The organism is Arthrobacter sp. SPG23 (assembly GCF_000876655.1).
Taxonomy (GTDB): domain Bacteria; phylum Actinomycetota; class Actinomycetes; order Actinomycetales; family Micrococcaceae; genus Arthrobacter.
The window spans coordinates 398,890-424,408 of the sequence record NZ_JYCN01000018.1 but is presented as its reverse complement, the minus strand read 5'-3'; the positions used below and the strand labels follow the sequence as shown (position 1 = coordinate 424,408).

Here is a 25,519-nt window from a genome sequence, read left to right as displayed (position 1 = left end):
CCGGGGTTTCGTTCATGATCTTCACCAGCGACCCGTCGGCGTCCTTGGCCAGGACGGGCATCCCATTCCCGGCCCCAGACGACCTTGATGACGTTCCAGCCCGCGCCGCGGAAGAACGCTTCGAGTTCCTGCATGATCTTGCCGTTGCCGCGCACCGGCCCGTCCAGGCGCTGGAGGTTGCAGTTGATCACGAAGTTCAGGTTGTCCAGGTTCTCGTTCGCGGCGAGCTGGAGCAGGCCGCGGGACTCGGGCTCGTCCATTTCCCCGTCGCCCAGGAACGCCCAGACCTGCTGGTCGGAGGTGTCTTTCAGGCCGCGGTTGTGCAGGTAGCGGTTGGACTGGGCCTGGTAGATCGCGTTCATCGGCCCGATGCCCATGGACACGGTGGGGAATTCCCAGAAGTTCGGCATCAGCCGCGGGTGCGGGTAGGAGGACAGGGCGTGGCCGGCCTTGGATTTTTCCTGCCGGAACCCGTCCAGGTCCTCCTCGGTCAGCCGTCCTTCCATGAACGCCCTCGCGTACATGCCGGGGGAGGCATGGCCCTGGAAGAAGACCTGGTCCCCGCCGCCGGGGTGGTCCTTGCCGCGGAAGAAGTGGTTGAACCCGACCTCGTACAGGGTCGCGGCACCGGCGTAGGTGGAGATGTGCCCGCCCACCCCGATGTTCGGGCGCTGGGAGCGGTGCACCATCACCGCGGCGTTCCAGCGCATGTAGGCCCGGTAGCGGCGTTCGTATTCCTCGTTGCCGGGGAACTCCGCTTCCTGGTCCACCGGGATGGTGTTCACATAGTCCGTGGTGGTGACCATCGGGACCCCGACGCTCTGGGCGCCGGCACGCTGCAGGAGACTGCGCATGATGTACTGGGCACGCTCGGTGCCCTGTTCCCTGATCAGCGTATCCAGGGACTCAATCCATTCGGCGGTCTCTTCCGGATCACGATCAGGCAGCTGGTTAGTCAACCCGCTGAGGATATGGGAGGTATCTTCTCCTGCAGCCACGTCCAACCTCTCTTTGCGCGCATGCATCGGCGCCCTCAGGTCCGGCAGGGTAACTGCCTGGCGTGAACGCGACGTGTGCGACGTATCGGTTACATCAGCCCGGTCATGTGCGCCGGGCAGGGTCCTATCACGTCTATGACCGCTTAAATCCGGGGCGATCGCCCCGCCGGCATAGTCGTCATCAGCCACTCTAGCTGTGAGAGCTATCCGATGCGTAGCCGCCGCCTGACGTGCCTGTCGTATTTGACGTCATACTGGTTGTGTGACGGAAAGCCGCCTGCGCGGTCCGTCCTCAGGCCCTGATGTGACGCAGAATAAGTGGGATCGCGGGGGCAACAGCTTGAAGAGCAGGCACAAAGGGTGTTGGCTTGTAGTAATGGAAATCACTAGATTTATGCAGATGACTAAGCATTGGAGGAACACGTGAGCGAGGCCGACGCCGCCACTTCGGTAAATGTGGCGGAAAAATTGGGTTTCAAAAACGGGGATCTGATTCAGGAGTTCGGTTACGACGACGACGTCGACTTCGACTTACGTGACGATATTGAGGACCTGACCGGGTCCGAACTCCTGGATGAAGACGACCATGACGTTGTGGATGCCGTCATTTTCTGGTGGCGGGACGGCGACGGGGACCTGATCGACACCCTCATGGATTCCCTAACCACTTTGAGTGAGAACGGTGTGGTCTGGGTACTCACTCCGAAATCGGGGCGGCACGGCTACGTGTCGCCGGCGGAGATCCAGGAAGCCGCACCCACGGCAGGGCTCCACCTGACCACATCTGCAGGCGTTTCCAAGGACTGGAGCGCCACGCGCCTGGTCACCAGGAAGAACAAGTGACGGTCCAGCAACTGCAAGCGGCAGAAAAGGCCGGTGCGACCGCCGCCGTTCCGGAGGTCGGAGAGCTGGCCCCGGATTTTGAACTGGTCAATCAATACGGCGAACCTGTCCGTCTGTCGGATCTGCGGGGACGCAACGTCGTCGTCGTTTTCTATCCCTTCGCCTTTTCGGGAATCTGCACGGGCGAACTGTGTGAAATCCGGGACAATCTTTCGCTGTTCGAGGACGCGAACGCCACCGTCCTGGCCCTCTCCGTGGACAGTAAGTTCACCCTGCGGGCCTACGGTGAAAAGGAAGGCTACGGATTTGATCTATTGGCCGACTTCTGGCCCCACGGCGGAGTTGCCTCGCAATACGGCGTCTTCGACCCCAATAGCGGCATGGCCCAAAGGGGAACATTCATCATCGATGCGGACGGCATCGTCCGGTACGTCGTGGTGAATCCGCGTGGCCAGGCCCGCGACCTGGCCGGTTACCGCGCCGCACTGTCGGAGCTTGGCGGGAACTGACTCCATGAGGCAGCGGCACCCCGGACTCGGCATGACTGGATACGCCAGTTTGCCGCCGGTGGGTGCCGCCACTCCTGCGCCTGACGAGCTTGGGGCCCTCCGGGGCATCAGGGACGCCATCGCAGGAACGCGCTTCGCTCTGCTCACCGGAGCCGGGCTCAGTACAGACTCCGGCATACCGGATTACCGGGGGCCCGGTGCTGCCCCCAGGGCACCCATGACATATCAGGAGTTCATCGGCCACGCCGGCAACCGACAGAGGTACTGGGCGCGCAACCATATCGGCTGGTCGCATCTCCGGCGGGCAGACCCGAATGACGGCCACGCCGCGGCGGCCCGGCTTGAGCGGCGCGGTCTGTTGACCGGCCTCATCACCCAGAACGTTGACCGGCTCCACGAGGACGCCGGCAGTGTCAACGTGGTGGACCTCCATGGCCGGTTCGACCGGGTGGCCTGCCTTTCCTGCGCGCGGCGCTACAGCCGGACCCTGCTGGCAGGGGTGCTGGAGGAACTGAACCCGGGATTCCTGGAACAGGCCCTGGCGGACGGCGTGGTGGAGATGGCGCCAGACGCCGACGCCACGGTGGAGGACTCGGCCCTCATCCGCAGTTTCGTCGTGGCGCACTGCCCGGCCTGCGGAGGAACCCTCAAGCCCGACTTCGTCTACTTCGGCGAAAACGTCCCTAAGGACCGGGTGGAACGCTCCTACGCCATGGTCGATGAAGCCGGTGCCCTTGTTGTTGCCGGATCCTCACTGACGGTCATGAGCGGCCTTCGCTTCGTCCGGCATGCCGCAAAGCAGCAGAAGCCGGTGGTCATCATCAATCGGGGAGCGACGCGCGGCGACGACCTTGCCACCATCAAGCTGGAAGCCGGGGTCAGCGAATCCCTCACCTGGCTGGCGGCCGAGCTTCCCGATCTGTGACATGCGCCTCACTCGCCCGTTGAGGGGCCGGCCGATTGGCTTTCCGCGGCTTTCATCCGGTACAGTTGCTGTTCGTTGGTTGAAGCGCTGAGGCGCGGAAATCATCGTTTGGGTCTTTAGCTCAGCTGGTAGAGCGCCACGTTTACACCGTGGATGTCATCGGTTCGATCCCGGTAGGACCCACCAGCAAAACCCCGTCACTGACGGCCACTACGGCCGCATGGCGGGGTTTTTTGTGGTTGGCGCCAAGGATCAAATGTCGGACCCCGTCCCTAGGGTTACGGGCATGGAACACGTCATGATGAGGATGGCCCCGGATGGCAGGCCGCTGTCGGTTCTCCGCGGCGGCCGGGAATGGACGATCGGCGCGGAGCCGGTCCGCTGGTTTGAGCGCGTCAGCTGGTGGGAGGCCGAGCGCAGGATGCCGAAGGGCCTGGGAAGAGTGGACGTCGAGGTGTGGCGGGTCCAGGCGAGGCTGGGCAGGAACGGGAATTCAGCGCTGACCACCATGGAACTGATCCGCGACGGACTCGGTGGAGGCTGGCGGTTGAGGGAGGCGATAGCCGACGCGGCGTGACGCTGTCCCCGGGGATGCTGCCGGGGAATTGGAAAAGCCTTCCACCGCGGCTATTGGGGGATGCCGCGGTGGAAGGCTTGAATTGAATATACAGTGAATTTTTCGAAATGTGAAACAGTTTTGGGCCGTGTCGGCACCGCGCCGCCCACGGAAAGCGGTCCGTACTGCCAGAGGCTTAGGTCCTGCACCTCGGGCATCAGCCGTGGGTGCAGCCGGGCGCGGGAGAACAAAGCGGCGCCTAGACATTATGATGGTTACTGTTCAGCTGAATGAACAGGTTTGAATGAACGGCGCGTTAACGGACGCGTTTTAACTGAAGGAGAATCATGGCCGATTCCCGGGCTCCCCGCACCTCCGACGGACTGGGGAGTGCTTCCCCCGCACCGGCCGTGACGCGAGCCGCCGCCGTGCTGGAGGCCTTGGCCGCCTCCGCAACGGGCAGGCTTACCCTGAGCGACCTTTCGAGGGAACTCGGCATCCCCAAGTCGTCAACATCCAACCTCTTGCTGGCCCTCGAAGAGGCGCGCCTGATCAACCGCCAGGGGGCCGACTTTACCCTCGGGCGCAAACTCGTGGAACTCGGCGCCGCGTACCTCAGCCGGCTGGACGAGGTCCAGGAGTTCTACCGCTTCTGCGAACAGGCCCCCACCCTTTCCGGCGAAACTGTCCGCATCGCGATGCTGGACGGGACCAACGTCATCTACCTGGCCCGTTATGAAGGACACCCTGCGGTCAGGCTGACTTCGAATATCGGTGACAAGATGCCGGTGTCGCTCTGCGCCGTGGGCAAGGCGCTCATCGCACGGCTGCACGACCATGACATCGACGAGATGTTCCCCGATGACGCGGAACTTCCGGTGCTCACGCCGAAATCGCTGCGGACGGGTGCAGAATTCAAGAAGCAGCTTCCGGTCATCCGGGAACAGGGGTACGCCTTCGAGGACGAGGAGTCCACCACCGGGGTTGTCTGCCTCGCGGTCTCGGTCCCGACCCGGGGAGCCCACGGGCCGAGCCTGGGGTTGTCTGTCACGGCCCTGAAGGCCACCTACACCGAGGAGCAGGGCGCCCTGATGGTCAAGGAGCTCAAGGAACTGGCCCGGTCCCTGGGCAACCCCATGGGCTAGGCGAAGGCTCCCGCGGCCGGTCATTAACGCCAAAAAATTAAATCGGATTTCATCATTGGCCAATCGTTCAGGGTGCTGTACTCTGTTCACTATAGTGATCGACACCACCGGTGCCGCCACTATCCCACCAGACCAACGGGGGTCTGGAGTGTTCTTAAGGGAGTGCTAGTGACAACTCGTACTGAATCACCGCTTGCCGATGCGGACGGCGCCGTCGTCGAACCGGAACAACTGCGGAGGGCGACTCTTGCCAGCTCCGTGGGCTCCGCTCTGGAGTACTACGATTTCTACATCTATGGCCTGGCTTCGGCCTTGATTTTTGGGCCGCTCTTCTTCAAGCCGCTCGGTGAAGACGGCGCCCTGATCGCGTCATTCGCCACCTACGGCGTCGGGTTCGCCGCCCGCCCGTTTGGCGGAGTCATCTTTGGCGTTATCGGTGACAGGTTCGGCCGCAAGATGGTCCTGATCCTCACGATCGGCCTGATGGGAACGGCAAGTTTCGCCATCGGCCTGCTGCCGACGTTCGAACAGGCGGGCATGCTGGGCGCAGTCCTCCTCGTGACACTGCGGATCCTGCAGGGGCTCGGCGCCGGTGCGGAACAGGCCGGGGCCACCACGTTGATTTCGGAAGTGGCGCCGCGCCGCCGTCGTGGATTCTTTGCGTCGCTCCCGTTCGTCGGTATCCAGCTGGGCACCCTCCTCGGCGCCGGCACCTTTGCACTGATCGCCATGGCTGACAAGGCTGTCCTTGAGGGCTGGCTGTGGCGCGTGCCGTTCCTGGCCAGCATCATCCTGATCGCGGTAGCCATCTTCATCCGGCTGCGGCTCAAGGAAACGCCGGTGTTCCAGGAGCTGGAAAAGCACAAGAACGTGGTCAAGAACCCCGTCGGACAGTTGTGGAAGCACTCGAAGAAGAACGTCCTGATCGGCATCGGCCTGCGCATGGGCGAGAACGGCAACTCCTCGATCTACTCCGCACTCCTGATCGCCTTCCTGGCGGCCAAGGACGGCGTGTTCCCCGGCGACAAGTTCATCGGGCCCGTGGGTTTGCTCATTGCAGCCGGCTTTGCTGCCGTCATGGTGGTGACCTTCGGCGCACTCTCGGACCGTTACGGCCGGGTGCCGGTATACCGCTACGGCGCCCTGTTCCAGGCCGTCATCGCCCTTCCGGCGTTCTACCTCGTGACGCTCGGCAATGTGACGCTTGTCTGGGTGGTCATGGTGGTGGGCATTGCCATCGGCGTCCAGTCCATGCTCGGCCCGCAGTGCCCGCTCCTTCCTGAACTGTTCGGTTCCCAGTACCGCTTCACCGGAGTGGCCATGAGCCGCGAACTCTCCGCCGTTTTGGCCGGTGGCCTGGTGCCCCTGGTAGGCGCGTCACTCCTTGCCGCAACGGATCACTCCTGGTTGGTACTCGCCATCTACTCGCTGGTGCTCGCCCTGATATCGTTCGGCACCACGTTCTTCACGCCGGAGACCGTGGGCCGCGACCTTGTCCTCACCGAGGACGCAAGCTAGCGCAGCACCGTTGCGCCGGAACCGCACTCCGCGCCAAAGGCCGTGGCTCCCTCCGCAAGGAGGGGGCCACGGCCTTTGGTGTCGACGGGCTGTAGCCGGGACTAGCTGGCGTCCAGCGCCTGGCCGATGATCCGCGCACCCTGCGCGAAGGCTCCCGGGTTTGGCCCGGAGTAGTTCAGGCGGATGAATGTGCCGGCAGGTTCGGCCGGGAACCACTCCCGCCCGCCGGCAATGATCACTCCGGCGTCCGCGCAGTCGCGGGCCAGCCGCTCGAGGTCTGTGCGGTCCGGGAGGCGCGCCCACAGGTTCAGTCCACCCTTGGGAACCTGCTCGATGTGCGCCTGCGGGGCGTGCTCGCGGATGCTGGTGACCAGCAGGTCGCGCCGGGACTGGAGCTGGTGGCGCAGGCCGCGCAAGTGCGTCTGCCAGCCGGGCTGCGTCACGACGTCGAGCGCTGCGGCCTGGAGCAGCCCGCTCACATACATCGACTCTGCCGCCCGGTCCGCCAGGATTCGCTCGCGTGCCGGGCCGCGCGCGATGACGGCGGCGATGCGGATGGCAGGCGACACGCTCTTGGTCAGTGAGCGGAGATACACCACGTGGCCGGTGTCGTCGCGGGATGCAACGGGCACCGGACTGGAAGTGATGCCGAAGTCGTGCGCCCAGTCATCCTCGACCAGGAACGCACCCTTTCCGCGCACCACCTCAAGGACCTCTTCACCCCGGCCCGGGGCCCACTGCGCACCGGTGGGGTTCGCGTAGTTGGGTTGTGCATAAAAGAGGCGCGCACCGCTTTCGTCGAACGCCCGGGCCAGTTCCGCCGGGTCCGGGCCGTCCGGACCGCTGGGTATCGGAACAACGCGGACTCCGGCCTGTGCCGCCGCCAGGATCGCGCCCCAGTACGTAGGGGATTCCATCAGCAGCGGCTGGCCGCGGCCGGCGAGTGCCCTGAAGATGGAGCTGAGTCCGCTCTGGCTGCCCGGAAGAACGACGACGTCGCTCGGGTTCGGCGGTGTGGTTCCGGCCGGTGTCGTGGCGCCAAGCTCATGGGCAAACCACGATTGCAGTTCCGGCAGTCCCGCTGCGGGGGGACGCGACAGCGCGGCGTCTCCCCGGGCTGCGCGGGTGAGGGCTGCACGCACCAGCCGCTCGGGCAGGAGCTCCCGGTCCGGGTAGCCGGAGTGAAAGGCGATGGTGTTGTTGGGCACGTCGCGCATGGTGGTGGAGGGCGCGGGAAGCGGCGCCAGCGGTGACCGCAGGGCCGCCGTCTGCCAGCCGTAGTCCGACGGGCGGGCGCTCCGGACGGCCCGCACGAAGGTGCCGACGCCGGGCCGGCTCTCGATCAGGCCCTGCGCCGTGAGGGTCTGCAGGGCTTTCTGTACCGTGACGGGGCTGGCTTGGAATTCCGTCACCAGGGATCGTGTGGACGGCAGCTTCGAGCCCGGGGCGGCTAGGCTGATCACGTCCCGCAGGCGCGCGGTAATCCGGGAACTGCTATCGTTGGTCATGAAACATAACAGTAGCGCTACTATAGGAATCCGGCCAGTGGTATCGTCCTCCCGCCCCACCGGACTCTGGTGGGGACTCCTCGGAGTAGCGGCCTTCTCCTTCACTGTGCCGTTCACCAAGGCAGCCGTCGCAGGCATGTCGCCGTTGTTCATCGGCTCCGGCCGTGCGGTGGTGGCGGCCGTACTCGCCACCCTCGCCCTCGCGCTCACCCGTCAGCGGCTTCCTCAAGGCGCTCAGTGGGCACGCCTCGCGGTGGTGGCCGGCGGCGTCGTCGCCGGGTTCCCGCTGCTGACGTCCTTCGCGCTCGCCACCACCCCGGCGAGCCACGGCGCGGTGGTGATCGCACTGCTCCCGGCTGCGACCGCGACAGCGGCAGTCCTCCGCGGGCGTGAGCGTCCACGGCCGGTGTTCTGGCTGATCACCGGCGCGGGCGCGCTGGCGGCCATCGCCTTCGCGTCCATGCAGTCGGGAGGCTTCGGGATGCTGCACTGGGCGGACCTGCTGCTCCTCGGTGCCGTGGTGTCCGCTGCCATCGGCTATGCGGAAGGGGGCCTGCTGGCCCGCGAACTCGGCCCCTGGCAGACCGTCTCCTGGGCGCTGGTGCTGGCGTCGCCGCTGATGGTGTTCCTGACGATGCTGTCCGTGGCCCAGCAGTCGCCGTCGGCCACCGCGGTCCAGTGGGCGGCGTTCGCCTACCTCGGCGTGGTGAGCATGTTCCTGGGCTTCTTCGCCTGGTACCACGGCCTTGCCATCGGGCCCATGGCCCAGGTTAGCCAGATCCAGCTCGTCCAGCCGGTGCTGAGCATCTGCTGGGCCGCCCTCCTGCTGGGCGAGGACCTGACCTGGACCACCATCATCGGCGGCGTGGCCGTCATCCTCTGCGCCGGCGCAGCTGTCCGGGTCCGCCTCAATCCTGCGCCGGCGAGACGGGGTCCCTGACAGCCGCAGTCCACAATGTTAGGGCAGCCCAACAAGGGCGGCCCTCCGTTGCCGGAGGAACCGCCCCTCAGTTCCCGCGTGCCGCTGGTGCCGGCACCACGTTCCATGCGGTGGCTTAGTAGAAGTGCACGGTGTCCACGAGGTGGGGGAGTTCCCCGCCGTCGAGGAACGTGCGCAGGTTGCTGCTAAAGCGTTCGGCGATCAGCCGGTTCTCCGCTGAGCTCAGCGCCGAGGTGTGCGGGGACACCATGACCCTCGGATGGTTCCAGAGCTGGCTGTCCTGCGGCAGGGGCTCAACGGCGAACACGTCGAGGCAGGCGTAGCTTACCTGGCCGTTGTCGAGCGCTTCCAGGAGCGCGTCTTCGTCCACCACGGTGCCGCGGCCCACGTTGACGAAAACCGTTCCCGGCTTCATGGCGGCGAACACCCCACGGTTGAACAGCTTTTCCGTGTACGGCGTCCCGGGCAGGGTGTTGACGACGGCGTCAGCCGCCTTGAGCAGGCCGGCCAGGCCGTCGTTGTCCGCAACCTCTTCGATGCCCTCGAGCGGCTCCACGTTCCGCTTGGTTCCGCTGACCTTCATGCCCAGTGCCCGGGCGATGCGGGCTGTCTCCAGCCCGATCTCGCCGAGGCCGGTCACTACCAGGGTGGAACCGTTCAGCAGGCGCGTCGGCGTGCGCAGCTCGGGCCAGACCTTGGCTGCCTGGTCCGCGGCAAGCTCGGCGCTGCGCTTGAAGCCGTTGAGGATGCCCAGCGCCGCGAACTCGGCCAGCGGCAGGGCGTGCACGCCGGCCGAGGTGGTGACTTTGAATTTCTGCAGGGTTTCCTGGTCCAGCCCTGATGCCTTCACGGCTCCGCCGGCACCTGCGGCCATTGCATGGATCCATTGGAGCCGGGGATTGCTTCCGGCAATGCGGGCCAGTCCCGCCGGGCTCTCGTTGGGGAAGCCGTACAGGACATCGGCCTTGTTCAGCATGTCCCAGTACCGTTCCTCCTGTTCCGGGGTGCGCTGGTAGTCCGGGTCCCCGGCGTGGTCTGCGGGGAAGCGCTCAGGCGGGAGGAGGTCCGGCTCATAGAGGACGGTCACGGAAGGATCTACGGCGCGGATGCGCTCCACCAGCTCAGCTTCGAGCGGGACGGCGATTGCGACGGTGGTTTTAGTCGTCATGGTGTTCATCATACTGAATGGAGGCTAGGATATTGAACAGATTTCTTCCCGCTAACCACGACGATCAACCACGACGATGTGAGGTGCCGCTGCCGATGGGTGTGCAGACAGACCATGACTTGATGGAAAAGTTGAGTACGAAGAGAGCCGGTTTCGTCGGGCTGGGCCTGATGGGCGGCCACATGGCAGCCAACCTGTTGAAGGCCGGCTGGAACGTCACCGGCTGGAACCGCTCAGCGGCGGCCTTGGACGAGTTCGCCGCCCGCGGAGGTATCCGCGCCGCGGATGTCGCCTCGCTGCGTGACGAACCGGTCATCATTTTTATGCTCCCGGACCTCTCCTACATCGACGACGCAGCGGCAGGGCTTCTTGCCGGCTGGGCCGAAGAGCCGCCCGCGCCGGGTACCGCCGTCGTGGTTATGAGCAGCGTGTCACCGGCGGCCGTGCGCGACTTCGGGGCGAAGGTAACCGCCGCGAGCCGGGGCAACGCCGCCGTGGTGGATGCACCCGTCAGCGGCGGCACCAAAGGTGCCGAGGAGGGAACCCTCGCCATCATGGCGGGCGCGGAGGAACAGGACTTCCAACGGCTGCTTCCCCTGTTTAGCGCCATGGGCCGCACCGTCCGGCGGCTGGGGCCCCTGGGTTCCGGATCGCTGGCGAAGGCCTGCAACCAGCTCATCGTGGGAACCACGACGGCGGCGCTCGCCGAAGCCGCCGAGCTCGCCGAACGCTCGGGCATGGATGTTGCGGCGTTATATGAGGTGCTCTCCGGCGGCCTGGCCGGCAGCAGGGTCCTCGACATCGTCGGGCCCCGCCTCGCCGCCAAGGACTACGAACCCACCGGACCGGCAAAATTCATGCACAAGGACCTTTCCTTCGTGCTGGAAAGTGCCGCAGCCGTGGAATCCGCCGTACCCATGGCAACGGCCGCCGTCGAACTGTACGCCGAACTGAAGCGCCAGGGACTCGGGGACCTGGACCTCGCCGCCGTTCGGCAGGCCATCGCGAATCTCAGCGCCGATGCAGTCGCCACCAGCAGCCATAACCAATAGCCAAGACCACGTGAGGGAAAGCAAAACGATGAGTGCACTTTTTGACCTGACGGGGCGTGTTGCCCTGGTCACCGGTTCGAGCCGGGGGATCGGCAACGCGCTGGCCCGGGCCCTTGCCGATGCCGGCGCCACGGTGGTGCTGAACGGCATCAACCAGGAACGGCTGAAAGCGGCCGAAGCGGCCATGGCCGCCGACTACCCGCCGGGCCGGGTGCACAGCTGCGCGTTCGACGTCACCAAGGACACCGAGGCCGCGCGCGGCGTCGCCTGGGTGGAAGACAATGTGGGGCCGCTCGAGATCCTGGTGAACAACGCGGGCATCCAGCACCGGGTGCCCATGCTGGAGCTGGATGCGAAGGACTGGGAACGGGTCATCTCCACGGACCTGACCAGCGCCTTCCTGGTGGGGCGCGAAGCGGCCCGGCATATGATCCCGCGCGGGCACGGCAAGATCATCAACATCTGCTCGGTGCAGACCGACCTGGCCCGGCCCACCATCGCCCCGTACATCGCCGCGAAGGGCGGGCTGCGGAACCTCACACGCGCCATGACGGCGGAATGGGCGGCCTCAGGCCTGCAGATCAACGGCATCGCACCGGGTTACATCCACACTGAAATGACCCAGAACCTGGTGGATGACGCAGAATTCAACGCCTGGATCCTGGGCCGCACCCCGGCCCACCGCTGGGGAACGGTGCAGGACCTGGCCGGCCCGGCGGTCTGGCTGGCGTCGGACGGTTCCAACTTCGTCAACGGCCAGACCATCTTCATCGACGGCGGAATGACGGTGGTGGTCTGATGCCCGGTTTCCAGCTCCCCGCCACGTCGGCTGCGGTTGTGGCCCACGCGGCCGGCGACCTGCGGGTCGAAGACGTGCCTGTCCCCACGCCCGCTTCTGATGAATCAGTGGTGGAGGTGGCCTTCGGAGGCATCTGCGGCTCGGACCTCCACTACTGGCTCCACGGTGCCGCAGGTGAATCAATCCTCCGCGCGCCCATGGTGCTGGGGCACGAAATTGTGGGAACGGTCCTGCACGCGGCCGCGGACGGCACCGGACCTGCGGCGGGAACCCCGGTCGCAGTCCATCCGGCCACACCCGCTCCCGGTGCCGCACGCTATCCCGCGGACCGGCCCAACCTGTCCCCGGGATGCACCTACCTGGGCAGCGCCGCCCGCTACCCGCACACCGACGGCGCGTTCAGCCGGTACGCCACCCTGCCCGCCCGGATGCTCCGTCCGCTGCCGGCGGGCCTCAGCCTGCGGACCGCCGCGCTTGCGGAACCGGCCAGCGTGGCGTGGCATGCCGTGGCCCGCGCGGGGGACGTCAGCGGAAAGACAGCCTGGTGATCGGCAGCGGCCCCATCGGCGCGCTTGCCGTCGCGGTCCTCAAACGGGCCGGCGCCCGGCGGATCGTCGCCGTCGACATGCACCCCAAACCCCTGGAGATTGCCCGGGCGGTCGGCGCCGACGACGTCCTCAAGGGGGACGAAGCCGACGCCATCGCCGCGGTGGAGGCGGACGTCGTCATCGAGTCATCGGGGAGCCATCACGGCCTTGCCTCCGCCATCAGGGGCGCCGTCCGCGGCGGCAAGGTGGCGATGGTGGGCCTGCTGCCCACCGGCCCCCAGCCCGTCCTGATCTCGCTGGCCATCACCCGCGAGCTGGAACTCCTGGGCTCGTTCCGCTTCAACGGAGAAATCGACGAGGTCATTGCGGCGCTGGCGGACGGCACCTTGTTTGTGGATCCCGTGGTCACCCACGCCTTCCCGCTCCACCGCGGGCTCGAGGCTTTCGAGGTGGCCAGGAACTCGGCAGAATCAGGGAAAGTGCTCTTGGACTTCAGCCCTGCTGCCGCGGAATGAAAACGCGGGGCTGGTCCCGCCAGCCGGCTTCCATCTCGGAGATCGTCTCTCGCATGATCCGGCTGGAAGCCTCGCGGGCCGCGGCAGCATCCCCTGCGGCGATGGCCTCAGCAACATCCACATGCCACTGCAGTGCCGTCTCACGCGGATGGTCCGGCATGAGTCCGTGGACTGTCCGGCCGGTCAGGGTTTCGGCCACCTGCCCTACGAGGTTGGCAAACATTTCGTTGCCGGAACCGGTGAGGAGGAGCGAATGGAACTGGATGTCCAGCTGCAGGAATTCCGCAACGTTGCCGGCCTGGCCGGCGTCGCGCATTGCCAGCGACACATCCAGCAGTTCCCTGCGGATCTCCTCCGGGGCGTTTCTGGCGGCCAGTTCGGCGGCGACGGGTTCGACGGCGGAGCGCAGCTCCGCGAGGGACCTGAGCTGGGCGCCCCGGCCCTCGCCGGCCAGGCGCCAGCGGATCACCAGGGGATCGAAGGGGTTCCAGCGGCTCGCCGGCAGCACCCGGATTCCCACGCGCTTGATGGTTTCCACCAGGCCGAGGGACTGCAGCACACGCACCGCTTCGCGCACCACGGAGCGCGAGACCTTCAGTTCGTCCTCGAGCTGCTCAGCCAGCATCACGTGGCCCGTAGGCAGCGCGCCGCTCACGATGCGGGTGCCCAGGTGTTCGATGGCGCGGTGATGGAGGCTGGTTGACATAGTCGTAAGCATAATCGGGCCGGCGCTGCCGTCCTGCGCATGCGCCGTCCCACCGGTGATGAGCATGAACCGTCCCGCCCCGCCCGGTTGAACGCCGGCAGCATCATAGACTGTTTTGTGACGCGCCACCTTCCAAAACGTGGGCGCAACTTTCCCGTTGTCCGCGGAAATACATATGGTTTATTGACAGCCACTGGTTCTTAAAGCGTGTTCCGCAGGAAGTGCGGAACAGAATGCACACGTTGCACAGAAATGAATTGGAGTTTTGATGTCAGCACACATCGGTGTCACCGGCCTTGCGGTGATGGGGGCCAACCTCGCCCGCAACCTGGCCCGGAACGGCTTCACCGTTGCCCTGCACAACAGGTCTGTTGAGAAGACTGACGCGCTGCTGGAAAAGCACGGACACGACGGCGACTTCGTTCGTACCGAAACCCTCCAGGAGCTTGTGGATTCCCTGGAAAAGCCCCGCCGCGTGCTCATCATGGTCAAGGCCGGCAAGCCGGTCGACTCCGTGATCGAGCAGCTTGAGCCCCTGCTGGAGGCAGGCGACATCATCATCGACGCTGGCAACTCGCACTACGAGGACACCCGCCGGCGCGAAGCCGCCCTGGCGAAGAAGGACCTGCACTTTGTGGGCATCGGCGTGTCCGGCGGTGAGGAAGGCGCCCTGAACGGCCCGTCCATCATGCCCGGCGGCTCCAAGGAGTCCTACGACGCGCTCGGACCGCTGCTGGAAAAGATCGCGGCCCACGTGGACGGCAAGCCCTGCTGCGCCTGGATCGGCACCGACGGCGCCGGCCACTTCGTGAAGATGGTCCACAACGGCATCGAATACGCCGACATGCAGGTCATCGGCGAAGCCTTCGACCTCCTCCGCTCCGGCGCAGGCATCGAGCCGGCCGAGCAGTCCAAGATCTTCGCCGAGTGGAACAAGGGCGAACTCGCCTCCTTCCTGATCGAAATCTCCGCCGAGGTCCTCGGCCACGTGGACACCCGCACGGGCAAGCCGTTCGTCGACGTCGTGGTGGACGCCGCAGGCCAGAAGGGTACCGGCCGCTGGACGGTCATCTCCGCTCTCGAGCTGGGATCCCCGACGTCGGGCATTGCCGAATCCGTCTTCGCACGCGCACTGTCGTCCCAGGCCGAACAGCGCAAGCTGGCCCAGGAACTGCTCGCCGGCGAGGAAATCGCCGTCGAGGTCCCGGAAACGTTCGTTGAGGACGTCCGCCAGGCGCTGTACGCCTCCAAGCTGGTGTCCTATGCCCAGGGCCTGGACATGCTGACCTCGGCCGCGAAGGAATACGGCTGGGACCTGAAGCTGGACGAGATCGCCTCGCTCTGGCGCGGCGGCTGCATCATCCGTGCGGAACTGCTGAAGGAAATCACCAAGGCCTACGCCGCGGACGAAAAGCCGGCCAACCTGCTGTTCGCACCGGCTTTCACCAAGGCGATCGCCGACGTCCTGCCGGCTTGGCGCCGGGTTGTTGCAACCGCAGTGCAGCTGGGTATCCCGGTACCGGTGTTCTCATCTTCACTGGCCTACTACGACGGCCTGCGCCGCAAGCGCCTGCCGGCGGCCGTGATCCAGGGCCAGCGTGACCTCTTCGGCGCGCACACCTACGGCCGTGTCGACGCCGAAGGCACCTTCCACACCCTGTGGGGCGAGGACAAGTCCGAAATCGAGGCAGTGGACACCCACTAGCTTCGACGCCACACCGGTTCCCACACCAACGGTGACATCAACGGCCGGCGCTTCCCGGATAGTCTGGGAGGCGCCGGCCGTTGTCGTTTGGCCGGCCGTTGTCCTTAAGGAGCGCAGCACATGTCCCAGCCAGTCGCCTTTGTCACCGGTGCGTCCACCGGCATCGGGTTCGAAGCCGCCAGGAAGCTCAGTGAGCACGGGTTCACTGTGTATGCGGGTGCCCGGCGGGTCGGCAAAATGGAGCCGCTGAAAGCATTCGGGGTGCAGGTGCTGGAACTGGACGTCACGGATGAAGCGTCCATGGCAGCTGCGGTGGGCGGAATCCTGGAGGCGCACGGCAGGATCGACGTCCTCGTGAACAACGCCGGCTACGGCTCCTACGGATCGCTGGAAGAAGTGGAACTGGCAGAGGGCCGGCGCCAGTTCGACGTAAACGTCTTTGGCCTGGCGCGCATGACCCAGCTGGTGCTGCCCGCCATGCGGGCCGCGGCGCAGGGGAGGATCATCAACGTTTCCTCCATCGGCGGCAAAATGTACGAGCCTTTGGGCGCCTGGTACCACGCCACGAAGTTCGCCGTGGAGGGATTGAGCGACTCCCTGCGCCTGGAACTCAAGCCCCACGGCATCAAGGTGTCAATCATCGAACCGGCGGGAACACAGACGGAGTGGGGCGGCATCTCGGGGGAGAGCCTGCTGCAGACATCCGGGCACGGCCCCTACGGAGACCAGGCGAAAGTCGTCGCTGCGGCGCTGGCCTCCACTGAAGGCTCGGGCATGTCAACACATCCGGAAGTCATTGCCGATGCCATTGTCCACGCCGCGACCGCCGCCCGGCCAAAAACACGGTATCCGGTGGGCAAGGGCGCACGCGCCATCCTGGCCCTGCGAAGGATCCTGCCGGACACCGTGTTCGACCTGGTGCTCTGGACAATCTATAAGCGGTTTGCCGCCTAGATCCGGTATTCGATGTAGTACTCGGCCGGATCTACGGCGGGCTTGGTCTCACGCTGGGCATCCCGGTGGCGCCAGGTTGCCGGAACGCCGGTGATGATGGACTCCGGCGGCGCGTCCTTGACCACCACGGCGTTGGCGCCCACGGCACTGTCGCGTCCGATGGTGATGGGGCCCAGGATCTTGGCACCCGCGCCGATTGTCACGCGGTCCCCGATGGTGGGATGCCGCTTGACCTTTGCCAGTGAGCGGCCGCCAAGCGTCACGCCGTGGTAGATCATCACGTCCTCGCCGATTTCCGCCGTCTCGCCAATGACCACACCCATGCCGTGGTCGATGAAAAAGCGCTTGCCGATCGTGGCGCCCGGATGGATCTCGATCCCGGTCAGGAAGCGTGCCAGCTGCGAAATCAGGCGCGCCGGGAATCGGAGCGAGGGGTTCTGCCACAGCTTGTGCGTGAGGCGGTGCGCCCAGATGGCGTGGAGGCCGGAGTAGGCAAAAAAGTTCTCAAAAGAACCTCGAGCCGCCGGGTCGTGCGACCGGGCGGCGTCGAGGTCTTCTTTAAGTCTTGCGAAAAAGCTCACAAAGACCTTTCTACAGGAAGCGGTGAAGGTCGGGCTAAGACTTAGCCCCGGATGTCGTCATAGAGCACGGTGGAGATGTAACGCTCACCGAAGTCGCAGACAACCGCGACGATGAGCTTCCCGGCATTCTCCGGGCGCTTGGCGAGCTCGAGGGCTCCCCAGACGATTGCACCGGAGGAAATGCCGCCCAGGATGCCTTCCTTGACACCGAGATCGCGGGCGACCCGGACGGAGTCCTCCAAGGTGGCGTCCAGGACTTCGTCGTAGACGTTGGTGTCCAGGATTTCGGGAATGAAGTTTGCGCCGATGCCCTGGATCTTGTGCGGGCCGGGAGCACCACCGTTGAGGATGGCGGAGTCCTTCGGTTCGATCGCGACGATCTGGACGTCCGGCTTGCGTTCCTTCAGGACCTGGCCGACGCCGGTGACGGTGCCGCCGGTGCCGATGCCGGCCACGAAGATGTCCACCTTGCCGTCAGTGTCGGACCAGATTTCCTCGGCCGTGGTGGTGCGGTGGATCTCCGGGTTTGCTTCATTGGCGAACTGCTGGGCCCAGATGGAGTTCTCCGTGTTGGCCACGATTTCCTGGGCCTTCTCCACGGCGCCGCGCATGCCCTCGGAACCGGGGGTCAGGACGATCTCCGCACCGAAAGCGCGGAGCATGACACGTCGTTCAGTGGACATGGTCTCGGGCATGGTCAGGATGACCTTGTAGCCGCGGGCCGCACCCACCATGGCCAAGGCGATGCCCGTGTTGCCTGAAGTGCCTTCGACGATGGTTCCGCCGGGCTTGAGGGCACCGGACTTTTCGGCTGCGTCGACAATGGCCACGCCGATACGGTCCTTGACACTGTTGGCCGGGTTGTAGAACTCGAGCTTGACCGCGACCTGGGCGTCGAGGCCCTCGGTCAGCCGGTTGAGCCTCACCAGCGGGGTGCCGCCGACAAGCTGGGTGACGTCGTCGTAGATCCGTGCCATGTATTTGTGCCTATCTCTGAAGAGTTCTCTGAACAGCGAATACTGAGGTCAGCCTAACGAGGGCGGCAGGAGCGCTGCTAAGCATTAAGCCATGCAGAGTAATATTTCCGTGCCTTCGCCAGCTTAGGGTTGATGATCACCTGGCAGTAGCCCTGCTCCGGATGCTTGGCGTAGTAATCCTGGTGGAAATCCTCGGCCACATGGAACACGGGCAGCCGGCTGACCTCGGTCACAATCGGGTGCGCCCACAGCTCCTGGTTCCGTTCGATCGCCTCTTCGAAGAGGATCTTTTCCTCCGTGGTCTCGTAGAACATGGACGAGCGGTACTGGGTGCCGACGTCGTATCCCTGGCGGTTGAGGGTGGTGGGATCGTGGAGGGCGAAGAACATGTCCAGGATGACCTCGGCCGGGATCACGTCCTCATCGAAGCTCACCGCCACCACCTCGGCATGGCCTGTGGTGCCGGAGCAGACCGAATAATAGTCCGGATGGCGGTCGTGGCCGCCGGTGTAGCCCGAAATGACCGACGTGACACCTTTGGTTTTTTGGTAGACGGCGTCAAGGCACCAGAAGCAGCCTCCGCCAAGCACAAAAGTTCTCATGTCCTCTTCAATGGTTGAAGCGCGCTGATGATTCCCCCACCACCTTACGAGACTGTTACGCGTGCAGTCGAAGCCGGCGGATAGGGTAAAAATGAGGGTATGGAACCTGTGAACACCGACGTTGCAGAAGACGCGCGCAATACTGCTGATCCCGCCGGTGCCGAGCCCGCCGAAGCCACCGAATCATCCGCTGTACCCACTCTCGGCGAGATCCTGCTGGCTGTGGAAGAGCTCTGGCCGGAGTCCCTCGCCGAGGAATGGGACGAGGTGGGCCTGGTCGCGGGGCATCCGTCGGCAGAGGCCGGCAGGATCATGTTCGCGGTGGATCCCACCCTTGAGGTCATCGAGGAAGCCATTGAGTGGGGTGCCGACCTCCTGATCACGCACCATCCCCTGCTGCTCAAGGGAGTCACCTCCGTCGCCGCCACGACTGCGAAGGGCAAGGCAGTCCACCGCCTGATCGAGTCCGGGACCGGGCTCCTCACCGTGCACACGAACGGTGACTCCGCCGTCGGGGGCGTTTCCGATGTCCTGGCGGACGCCTTGGGCCTCCATGATGTAGTGCCCCTCACGCCCGCCCCGAACGGCCTGCCCGAGGAAGGGATCGGCCGGGTGGGCGATCTTGAAGACGTCATGACGCTGGGGGACTTCGCCGCCCGCGTCTTCGGCATCCTGCCTTCGGTCGCCGGCGGCGTCAGGGTCGCCGGGGACAAGGACGGCCTGGTCCGGCGCGTCGCAGTGTGCGGCGGCGCGGGGGATTCCCTGTTCAACGAGGTCCGGGCGAGCAACGCCGACCTTTTCGTGACGGCGGACCTCCGCCACCACCCGGCCTCCGAGGCCCGTGAGAATGCCGTGAATGACCGTCCCTACCTCATCGACGTTTCGCACTTCGCCAGCGAGTGGCTGTGGCTGCCGGCGGCTGCCGAGGCATTGGGTAACGTCCTCAGCGATCAGGGCCACAACGTCGACATCCGGGTCAGCACCACCAACAGCGATCCGTGGGACTTCATTCTGACTCCGGGCTAAGCCTGGCGTGCGCGGGGCCCCCGGGTGATCGTAGCGAGGCAGGGGAGCACGCTAGGCGCTAGAGTCTAAACTGCGCCGGTCCGGTGCCCGGCTGCGGCCGGTAGGAACAAGCGGAGGTAATAGTGGCCAAGGCAGCACCGGCAGAACAGTTGAAATTGCTCGAACTGCAAGGACTCGACGCCAGGCTCAAATCGCTGTCCAACCGCCGCCGGACCATTGAAAGCGATCCCCGGATCAGCGACCTTCAGGCGGCCCTGTCCGTAGCCAACGGCGAACTCGGAGCGGCGAAAGTGGCCGTTCACGACGCCGAAACTGAGCTCAAGCGCGCCGAAGCGGACGTGGAGCAGGTGGCCTCGCGGATCGAACGGGACGAAGCGCGGCTGAACAGCGGCACCGGCCTGTCCAAGGACCTGGTTGCCCTGCAAAGTGACATTGCCTCGCTCAACAAACGCCGGTCGGCCCTCGAGGACGTAGAGCTGGAGGTCATGGAACGTCTTGAGGGCCTTCGTGAGCGCCAGGAAGCCCAGCAGAAGATCGTGGACGATGTCCAGGGATCCTTTGGCGGGATCCGTGCGGAGCTGGACGCCGCGTTGGCGGAGATTGCCGCGGAGGCTGCCGAGGTGGGTGCGAAGCGTTCAGAGTTCGCCGCCGGCCTTGATGCCGGCCTGCTGGCCATTTACGAAAAGACCCTGGCTAAGCGCGGAGTCGGTGCAGCCCGGCTCTTCCATGGAAAGTCCGAAGGCTCGGGCATGCAGCTCAGCCCCGGCGACCTCGCCGAAATCAAGGCAGCGGCGGAAGACGACGTCGTCTTTTGCCCTGACTCCGGGTGCATCCTGGTCCGCTCGGCGGAGTGGGCCTAAGCCTCCAGAATGATGGTGAGGGCGTGCGGCTTGCGCGCGGAGCCTTCGACCAGCTCGGCATCCCACTTTTCGCGGGTCGCTTTCAGCAGCTGGGCCGGGGTCCGGGGAGCGGCGCCCCGGCGCGTCAGCAGGTGACGGGCCAGCTCGCCGCGGGTGTGTTTGGCAAAGTGGCTGACCACCTTGCGCACGCCGTTCGTTTCGGTGAAGACGTTGACAGCGACGGTCTGCGCCGGCGGGGGAGCCCAGGCGGCGGAATAGGTGCTGGAGCGGCAGTCCACCAGAAGTTTCCCTTCGGTTGCGGCAGCCAGGGCCGCCGAAATCTGAGGCTTCCAGAACGAGGCGAGGCGGCCGACGTCGGGCAGTGACGTTCCCATCGACAGCCGGTAGGCGGGCACCCGGTCGGCGAAGCGGATGGCGCCCCAGAGCGCGGAAATGACCAGTACCGATTCATCGGCCTTGCGGCGCTGCGCCGCCGTCAGCGACTGATAACCCAGGGCGTCGTACAGGACGCCGGAATAGACCTGGTGCGCCGGCGCCGCCGGTTCCGTGTGGAGCCGGGTGTTGCGTTCGACGTCGGCACTCAGCGAAGCGCCCACGCCCAGCAATGCCAAGGCGTCCCGGTGGGCGCTGACGCTGCCCAGCGCCTCCAGAACCTTTGCACGGTAGGTGTTCAACACGGGAAAGCTCAGCGCGGTCCAGTCGACGGCGTCTCCTTGGACAGCGGGGGTTTTGCCTTCGGACGGCGGGAGCAGAATCAGCACCGTACGATCTTACCGGCGAACAGATTGGCAGGGTGCCGTGCCGGCGTCAGGTCAGGTTCCGGCCCAGGAATGAGAGGACGTCCGGAAGGATGGAGCGCCAGTAGCCGCTGTCGTGGCCGCCGTCCTGGAACCCGCCCTCGTGTCCGCCCGGCAGCCCGCTCACATAGTCCTTGACGCTGTAAAGCAGGTTGTCCGAGGTGCCGCAGTCGATCCTCGTCGGCAGCATGCCCAGTTCCGGCCTCAGGGCAAAGATGTCATTGGCCTCGAAGTCCGCGTCGCTGTCAAAGTTGTCAGCCCGTCCGGCGTCGTACATGCTCCAGACTGCGGGGCTCATCGCTGCGACGGCGTGGAGTCCGGGAATCCGGTGCTGCGAGGCGAGGAGCAGTGCGCCGAAGCCGCCCATGGAGAGGCCGAAGACGGCGAGCCTGCCGGTGTCGATGCCCTGGCCGGCAAGGAGGGGGATAAATTCATCCACCACCATGGCCTGGGTGTCGGTGCCGGTTGCGCGGCGGTGCCACCAGCTTTCGCCGCCATCCACGGCCGCGATCGCGAACGGGGTGCCGCCGCGGGCCACGTGCTGTGCCAGGAACCTGTCCGCCTGCAGGTCGTCGAAAACCATCCGATGGTCGGCGCCCGTCCCGTGCAGGAAGAGGGCAGCGGGGACGGGCCGCTGGGCGCTGCCTGAGCCGCGGGCCGGAACCGCCAGGGACCAGTTCGTGTCCGTGTCCGGGCGGAACCTCGACGTGAAGGATCCGCTGTGCACCCCGGCGGTCGAAGCCTCGCGGCCGTCGGGGACCGGCGCGCAGGCGGCCATCACGGCTGCAGTGACGCCGCCGGCTCCGAGTTCCAGTAACCGCCGGCGTCCGAGCGTCGGGAAGTCCATACGCCGATCATAGACGCGCAGGCTCCGGACACCGGCCGGCAGGTCAGGCCGCCTTGACCGGCGGCTTGGCGGCAGCCGTGGCCGCTTGATTCTCGCGGGCGAGGAAGGCTGATAGTTCGCCGATGGTGCTCATCAGCGGTGCAGGGAAAACAACCGTGGAGTTCTTGTCGACGGCGATTTCCACCAGGGACTGCAAATTCCGCAGCTGCAGGGCCAGCGGGTGGGCCATCATGGTGTCCGAAGCGTCACCGAGCGCAGCTGCGGCAATGGCTTCGCCTTCCGCAGCGATGATCTTGGCCCTCTTCTCCCGCTCGGCCTCGGCCTGACGGGCCATGGCGCGCTTCATGCTTTCAGGAAGCTGGATGTCTTTTAGTTCCACCAAGGTCACCTCGACACCCCACTCCAGTGTCAGGGCATCCAAAATTTCCCGGATATCGCTATTAATGCGCTCGGTTTCGGACAGCGTCTGGTCCAGGCTGTGCCTGCCCACCACCTTCCGCAGGGTGGTCTGTGCGATCTGGTCAATGGCGGCCGCCACGTTCTCGATGGCCACGACGGATTTCACGGCATCGACCACGCGGTAGTAGGCCACCGCGGAAATGTCGACGCTCACATTGTCCTGGGTGATGATTCCCTGCGACTGGATCGGCATAGTCACGATCCGCAGGCTGACCAGCGGAAGGCGGTCGACCACCGGGATGATGAACCGCAGGCCCGGGAGCCGTATACCAATGACCCTGCCCAGCCGGAAGAGCACGCCCTGCTCATACTGCCGCACGATCCGGATGGACATCTTCAGCACGATGAGCAGCAGCACTGCTAGAGCGATGGCGATGAACGTGTTGGTGGGGTCCATCAGGATCCCCTCCTTCTTGCCGGGGTTGATCTTGTTCAATTGTCCCACCGGAGGGTCGAAAAGCACCTGGCACCCGCAGCGGAACCGGGCGGCCGGGGATGCCCGTAGAATGGACGGCGGATGGGTTGACCAGGCGGCCGCGCGTCACGCAAGTGGCTCGAGGAACGTCCGGGCTCCGCAGAGCAGGGTGGTGGGTAACGCCCACTCGGGGCAACCCGCAGGCCAGTGCCACAGAGAACAGACCGCCTGCCGCGGTCCGTGTCCGCACGGGCCGTGGACAGGTAAGGGTGAAACGGTGGTGTAAGAGACCACCAGCTTCCCGGGTGACCGGGAAGGCTAGGTAAACCCCACCCGGAGCAAGGCCAGACAGGGCACGTTCGAGGGCTGCTCGCCCGAGTGTCCGGGTAGGCCGCTGGAGGGCGTCGGCAACGGCGTTCGTAGATGGATGGCCGCTATTCCCGCACCGGCAACGGCGCGGGAACACAGAACCCGGCGTATCGGTCAACCCATCCACCACCGCCGTCGGGACCGCGCCACGGCACCGGCAACCCTGCGTGCAACAGCCGGCCACCCTACATGCAAAAGAAAGGGGCCGGCACCGTGTGGTGCCAGCCCCCGCCGGTCGGTCGGGACCGGGGTTCGGATCAGGCCTTGGCCTTCCGCTTCACCCAGCCCCAGGCCGCCGTAGCGACAAACAGGATGAGGCCAATGACGGCGAGCCAAAGCAGGCCCTTCACGACGAACCCCAGGATCGAAAGAATGAGCCAAATGACAAGTAGTGCAACTATGAGTCCCATTCGGACATCCTATGGCAAGGGGAGCCGCCGCTCTGTGTGAGTGACTTCACGCTCTTCGGGGCACCGGGGAACCCGCCGCCGCCCTAGAATGGATAGCGAACGTAGAAGTTCTGCCGCCGGGTCTGCGTTCGCAGCCGGCGGTTTTTCTTTGCGATTCTCCAAGGTGTCCGGGGTGGACCGAATCCCCGCCGATGCCTGTGCCCCGGAATACCTCCGGTGGCCGACATCCGCATACGAGGACGTATGTGGTTGACCCAAGGAAGGTAGTTCTGTGAGCCAGACGTCAGATTCTTGTCTTGATACGTGGATGGGCCGTGAGGCGCTAGCCGAGGCCATGATCCCGGTCATCGGCCGGCTGTACCGCGAGAACAACGTGGTGACCTCGATCCACGGCCGCAGCCTGATCAACAAGTCCACCATGAACATCCTGAAAGCGCACCGCTTTGCGCGCCGGATGAGCAAGGACGAGCTGCTCCTGGAAGAGACGGCCCCGCTGCTGGATGCCCTCGCCGGGCTGGACCTGGGCGCTGCGGCAATCGACATCGCCCGCCTGAACCAGAAGTTCAAGACCGAGGCCAACGGTGCAAGCCTGGATGAGTTCCTGCGCGCCGAACTCGCCGACATCGTCGGCAAGCGCGGCGGCGACGACCGCACCAGCACCGACGTCGTGCTCTACGGCTTCGGCCGCATCGGCCGCCTGCTGGCGCGCCTCCTCATCGAAAAGGCCGGTGGCGGCCACGGCCTCAGGCTCCGGGCCATCGTGGTCCGCCGCGGCTCGGACAACGACCTCGCCAAGCGCGCCAGCCTGCTCCGCCGGGACTCCGTCCACGGCTCGTTCGAGGGCACCATCAAGGTGGACACCGACAACAACACCATCACGGCCAACGGGGTCCAGGTCCAGGTCATCTACTCGGACAACCCCTCCACGGTGGACTACACGGCCTACGGCATCAAGGACGCCCTCGTAGTGGACAACACGGGACGCTGGCGCGACGCCGAAGGCCTGTCCCAGCACCTCCTGAGCAAGGGTGTTTCTCGCGTCCTGCTCACGGCACCGGGCAAGGGCGAGCTGAAGAACATCGTCCACGGCATCAACCACGGCACCATCCTTGACTCGGACAAGATCGTGACGGCCGCCTCCTGCACCACCAATGCCATCACCCCGGTCCTGAAGGCCATCAACGACAAGTTCGGCGTGGTCCACGGCCACGTCGAGACGGTCCACTCCTTCACCAACGACCAGAACCTGATCGACAACTTCCACAAGGGTGACCGCCGCGGCCGCTCCGCCGCGCTGAACATGGTGATCACCGAAACCGGTGCCGCCAAGGCTGTGGCCAAGGCCCTGCCCGAACTGTTGGGCAAGCTCACCGGCAGCTCCATCCGCGTTCCCACCCCGGATGTGTCGCTGGCCATCCTGAACCTGAGCCTGGAGCACGGCACCACCAAGGACGAGGTCAACGACTACCTGCGGCAGATGTCCCTCCACTCCGAGCTGCGCAAGCAGATCGACTACATCGATTCCCCCGAGGTTGTTTCCACCGACTTCGTCGGTTCGCGCCGCGCAGGCATCGTTGATGGCCTGGCCACCATCTCCAACGACAAAAACCTGGTTCTCTACGTTTGGTACGACAACGAGTTCGGCTACAGCTGCCAGGTGGTCCGCGTGATGGAGGAAATGGCCGGCGTCAACCCGCCGTCGTTCCCCGTCAAGGAACCGGCTGCGGCACTGGCAGCCATCGCGGTCTAGTTCCCTGGAAGTCCGGGTCCTAGGTTTCCCGGCCGAT

Annotated in this window: 24 protein-coding genes, 1 tRNA gene, 1 other RNA gene and 2 pseudogenes; 17 read left to right on the top strand and 11 right to left on the bottom strand. The window is 65.4% G+C overall.

What is annotated here, in order from left to right; genetic code table 11:
• Positions 1–1,025, bottom strand: a pseudogene (locus TV39_RS12770) (pyruvate dehydrogenase (acetyl-transferring), homodimeric type); the annotation flags it as partial.
• 396 nt (positions 1,026–1,421) lie between these two features.
• On the opposite strand from TV39_RS12770, the gene TV39_RS12765 reads away from it, so the two are divergent.
• The 7 genes from TV39_RS12765 to TV39_RS12735 all read left to right on the top strand — a co-directional run bounded on the left by TV39_RS12765 (position 1,422) and on the right by TV39_RS12735 (position 6,494).
• Positions 1,422–1,841 (top strand): DUF3052 domain-containing protein, encoded by a 420-nt coding sequence (locus TV39_RS12765; RefSeq protein ID WP_043482300.1) that lies wholly within the window; start codon positions 1,422–1,424, stop codon positions 1,839–1,841.
• On the top strand, positions 1,838–2,350 hold the full coding sequence (locus TV39_RS12760) for a peroxiredoxin (RefSeq protein WP_442853495.1): 513 nt from the start codon (positions 1,838–1,840) through the stop codon (positions 2,348–2,350). Before TV39_RS12765 ends, TV39_RS12760 begins: the two co-directional genes overlap by 4 nt.
• Positions 2,351–2,354: 4 nt before the next feature.
• A complete protein-coding gene (locus TV39_RS12755) occupies positions 2,355–3,275 on the top strand; it encodes an NAD-dependent protein deacetylase (RefSeq protein WP_043482175.1) in 921 nt (306 codons plus the stop codon).
• Between the two features lie 110 nt (positions 3,276–3,385).
• Positions 3,386–3,461 (top strand) — tRNA-Val (locus TV39_RS12750).
• Positions 3,462–3,561: 100 nt separating this feature from the next.
• Positions 3,562–3,852 (top strand): hypothetical protein, encoded by a 291-nt coding sequence (locus TV39_RS12745; RefSeq protein ID WP_043482295.1) that lies wholly within the window; start codon positions 3,562–3,564, stop codon positions 3,850–3,852.
• 326 nt (positions 3,853–4,178) lie between these two features.
• Positions 4,179–4,976, top strand: a complete 798-nt coding sequence (locus tag TV39_RS12740) for an IclR family transcriptional regulator (protein WP_043482172.1) — start codon at positions 4,179–4,181, stop codon at positions 4,974–4,976.
• Between the two features lie 168 nt (positions 4,977–5,144).
• Positions 5,145–6,494, top strand: coding sequence for an MFS transporter (locus tag TV39_RS12735; RefSeq protein WP_144406404.1), 1,350 nt, complete (start codon positions 5,145–5,147; stop codon positions 6,492–6,494).
• Positions 6,495–6,595: 101 nt separating this feature from the next.
• Here TV39_RS12735 and TV39_RS12730 read toward each other — a convergent pair whose 3' ends face one another.
• On the bottom strand, positions 6,596–8,002 hold the full coding sequence (locus TV39_RS12730) for an aminotransferase-like domain-containing protein (protein WP_043482167.1): 1,407 nt from the start codon (positions 8,000–8,002) through the stop codon (positions 6,596–6,598).
• On the opposite strand from TV39_RS12730, the gene TV39_RS12725 reads away from it, so the two are divergent.
• Positions 8,001–8,942, top strand: coding sequence for a DMT family transporter (locus TV39_RS12725; RefSeq protein ID WP_043482165.1), 942 nt, complete (start codon positions 8,001–8,003; stop codon positions 8,940–8,942). The two genes, TV39_RS12730 and TV39_RS12725, sit on opposite strands and share 2 nt — an antisense overlap.
• A gap of 115 nt (positions 8,943–9,057) precedes the next feature.
• Here TV39_RS12725 and TV39_RS12720 read toward each other — a convergent pair whose 3' ends face one another.
• Complete coding sequence (locus TV39_RS12720; protein ID WP_043482162.1) at positions 9,058–10,122, bottom strand: D-2-hydroxyacid dehydrogenase; 1,065 nt, start codon at positions 10,120–10,122, stop codon at positions 9,058–9,060.
• A gap of 110 nt (positions 10,123–10,232) precedes the next feature.
• Between TV39_RS12720 and TV39_RS12715 the strand changes: the two genes are divergently transcribed.
• The 3 genes and pseudogenes from TV39_RS12715 to TV39_RS12705 all read left to right on the top strand — a co-directional run bounded on the left by TV39_RS12715 (position 10,233) and on the right by TV39_RS12705 (position 13,024).
• On the top strand, positions 10,233–11,162 hold the full coding sequence (locus tag TV39_RS12715) for an NAD(P)-dependent oxidoreductase (protein ID WP_235347378.1): 930 nt from the start codon (positions 10,233–10,235) through the stop codon (positions 11,160–11,162).
• A gap of 28 nt (positions 11,163–11,190) precedes the next feature.
• Complete coding sequence (locus TV39_RS12710; protein WP_043482160.1) at positions 11,191–11,961, top strand: SDR family oxidoreductase; 771 nt, start codon at positions 11,191–11,193, stop codon at positions 11,959–11,961.
• Positions 11,961–13,024 (top strand): annotated as a pseudogene (locus TV39_RS12705) (L-idonate 5-dehydrogenase). Before TV39_RS12710 ends, TV39_RS12705 begins: the two are co-directional and overlap by 1 nt.
• Here TV39_RS12705 and TV39_RS12700 read toward each other — a convergent pair.
• Entirely contained in the window at positions 13,002–13,730 is a 729-nt protein-coding gene (locus tag TV39_RS12700) for a FadR/GntR family transcriptional regulator (protein ID WP_043482158.1), read from the bottom strand. The pseudogene TV39_RS12705 and the gene TV39_RS12700 sit on opposite strands and share 23 nt — an antisense overlap.
• Positions 13,731–13,998: 268 nt before the next feature.
• On the opposite strand from TV39_RS12700, the gene gndA reads away from it, so the two are divergent.
• Both gndA and TV39_RS12690 read left to right on the top strand, forming a co-directional pair.
• Positions 13,999–15,435: an NADP-dependent phosphogluconate dehydrogenase gene (gene gndA / locus TV39_RS12695; protein ID WP_043482156.1), complete on the top strand. Its 1,437-nt coding sequence runs from the start codon at positions 13,999–14,001 to the stop codon at positions 15,433–15,435.
• Between the two features lie 120 nt (positions 15,436–15,555).
• Complete coding sequence (locus TV39_RS12690) at positions 15,556–16,389, top strand: oxidoreductase (RefSeq protein ID WP_043482153.1); 834 nt, start codon at positions 15,556–15,558, stop codon at positions 16,387–16,389.
• On the opposite strand, the gene epsC is transcribed toward TV39_RS12690, so the two are convergent.
• From epsC to msrA, 3 genes are all read right to left on the bottom strand, one after another.
• Positions 16,386–16,970 (bottom strand): serine O-acetyltransferase EpsC, encoded by a 585-nt coding sequence (gene epsC / locus TV39_RS12685; RefSeq protein WP_011692289.1) that lies wholly within the window; start codon positions 16,968–16,970, stop codon positions 16,386–16,388. The genes TV39_RS12690 and epsC overlap by 4 nt on opposite strands.
• Before the next feature lie 41 nt (positions 16,971–17,011).
• On the bottom strand, positions 17,012–17,947 hold the full coding sequence (cysK, locus tag TV39_RS12680) for a cysteine synthase A (protein ID WP_011692288.1): 936 nt from the start codon (positions 17,945–17,947) through the stop codon (positions 17,012–17,014).
• 77 nt (positions 17,948–18,024) lie between these two features.
• Complete coding sequence (gene msrA, locus TV39_RS12675; protein WP_043482150.1) at positions 18,025–18,549, bottom strand: peptide-methionine (S)-S-oxide reductase MsrA; 525 nt, start codon at positions 18,547–18,549, stop codon at positions 18,025–18,027.
• Between the two features lie 99 nt (positions 18,550–18,648).
• Between msrA and TV39_RS12670 the strand changes: the two genes are divergently transcribed.
• The gene (locus tag TV39_RS12670; protein ID WP_144406403.1) at positions 18,649–19,575 is read left to right on the top strand and encodes a Nif3-like dinuclear metal center hexameric protein; all 927 of its coding nucleotides are present in this window, start codon (positions 18,649–18,651) and stop codon (positions 19,573–19,575) included.
• Positions 19,576–19,697: 122 nt separating this feature from the next.
• The gene (locus TV39_RS12665) at positions 19,698–20,435 is read left to right on the top strand and encodes a zinc ribbon domain-containing protein (RefSeq protein ID WP_043482147.1); all 738 of its coding nucleotides are present in this window, start codon (positions 19,698–19,700) and stop codon (positions 20,433–20,435) included.
• Here the strand turns inward: TV39_RS12665 and TV39_RS12660 are convergent.
• Genes TV39_RS12660 through TV39_RS12650 form a run of 3 tightly spaced genes read right to left on the bottom strand, consistent with a single transcriptional unit; the run spans position 20,432 to position 22,935 of the window.
• Positions 20,432–21,196, bottom strand: coding sequence for a YaaA family protein (locus tag TV39_RS12660; RefSeq protein ID WP_043482145.1), 765 nt, complete (start codon positions 21,194–21,196; stop codon positions 20,432–20,434). The two genes, TV39_RS12665 and TV39_RS12660, sit on opposite strands and share 4 nt — an antisense overlap.
• Before the next feature lie 46 nt (positions 21,197–21,242).
• Positions 21,243–22,079: an alpha/beta hydrolase gene (locus tag TV39_RS12655; RefSeq protein WP_043482143.1), complete on the bottom strand. Its 837-nt coding sequence runs from the start codon at positions 22,077–22,079 to the stop codon at positions 21,243–21,245.
• A gap of 43 nt (positions 22,080–22,122) precedes the next feature.
• Entirely contained in the window at positions 22,123–22,935 is an 813-nt protein-coding gene (locus TV39_RS12650) for a slipin family protein (protein ID WP_043482289.1), read from the bottom strand.
• A 121-nt stretch (positions 22,936–23,056) separates the two neighbouring features.
• On the opposite strand from TV39_RS12650, the gene rnpB reads away from it, so the two are divergent.
• An RNA gene (rnpB, locus tag TV39_RS21430) (RNase P RNA component class A) lies at positions 23,057–23,448 on the top strand.
• 131 nt (positions 23,449–23,579) lie between these two features.
• On the opposite strand, the gene TV39_RS22390 is transcribed toward rnpB, so the two are convergent.
• A complete protein-coding gene (locus TV39_RS22390) occupies positions 23,580–23,732 on the bottom strand; it encodes a hypothetical protein (RefSeq protein ID WP_043482141.1) in 153 nt (50 codons plus the stop codon).
• 271 nt (positions 23,733–24,003) lie between these two features.
• Here TV39_RS22390 and TV39_RS12640 point away from each other — a divergent pair, with 271 nt between their 5' ends.
• Entirely contained in the window at positions 24,004–25,482 is a 1,479-nt protein-coding gene (locus tag TV39_RS12640) for a glyceraldehyde-3-phosphate dehydrogenase (protein ID WP_082049705.1), read from the top strand.
• Positions 25,483–25,519: the final 37 nt, after the last annotated feature.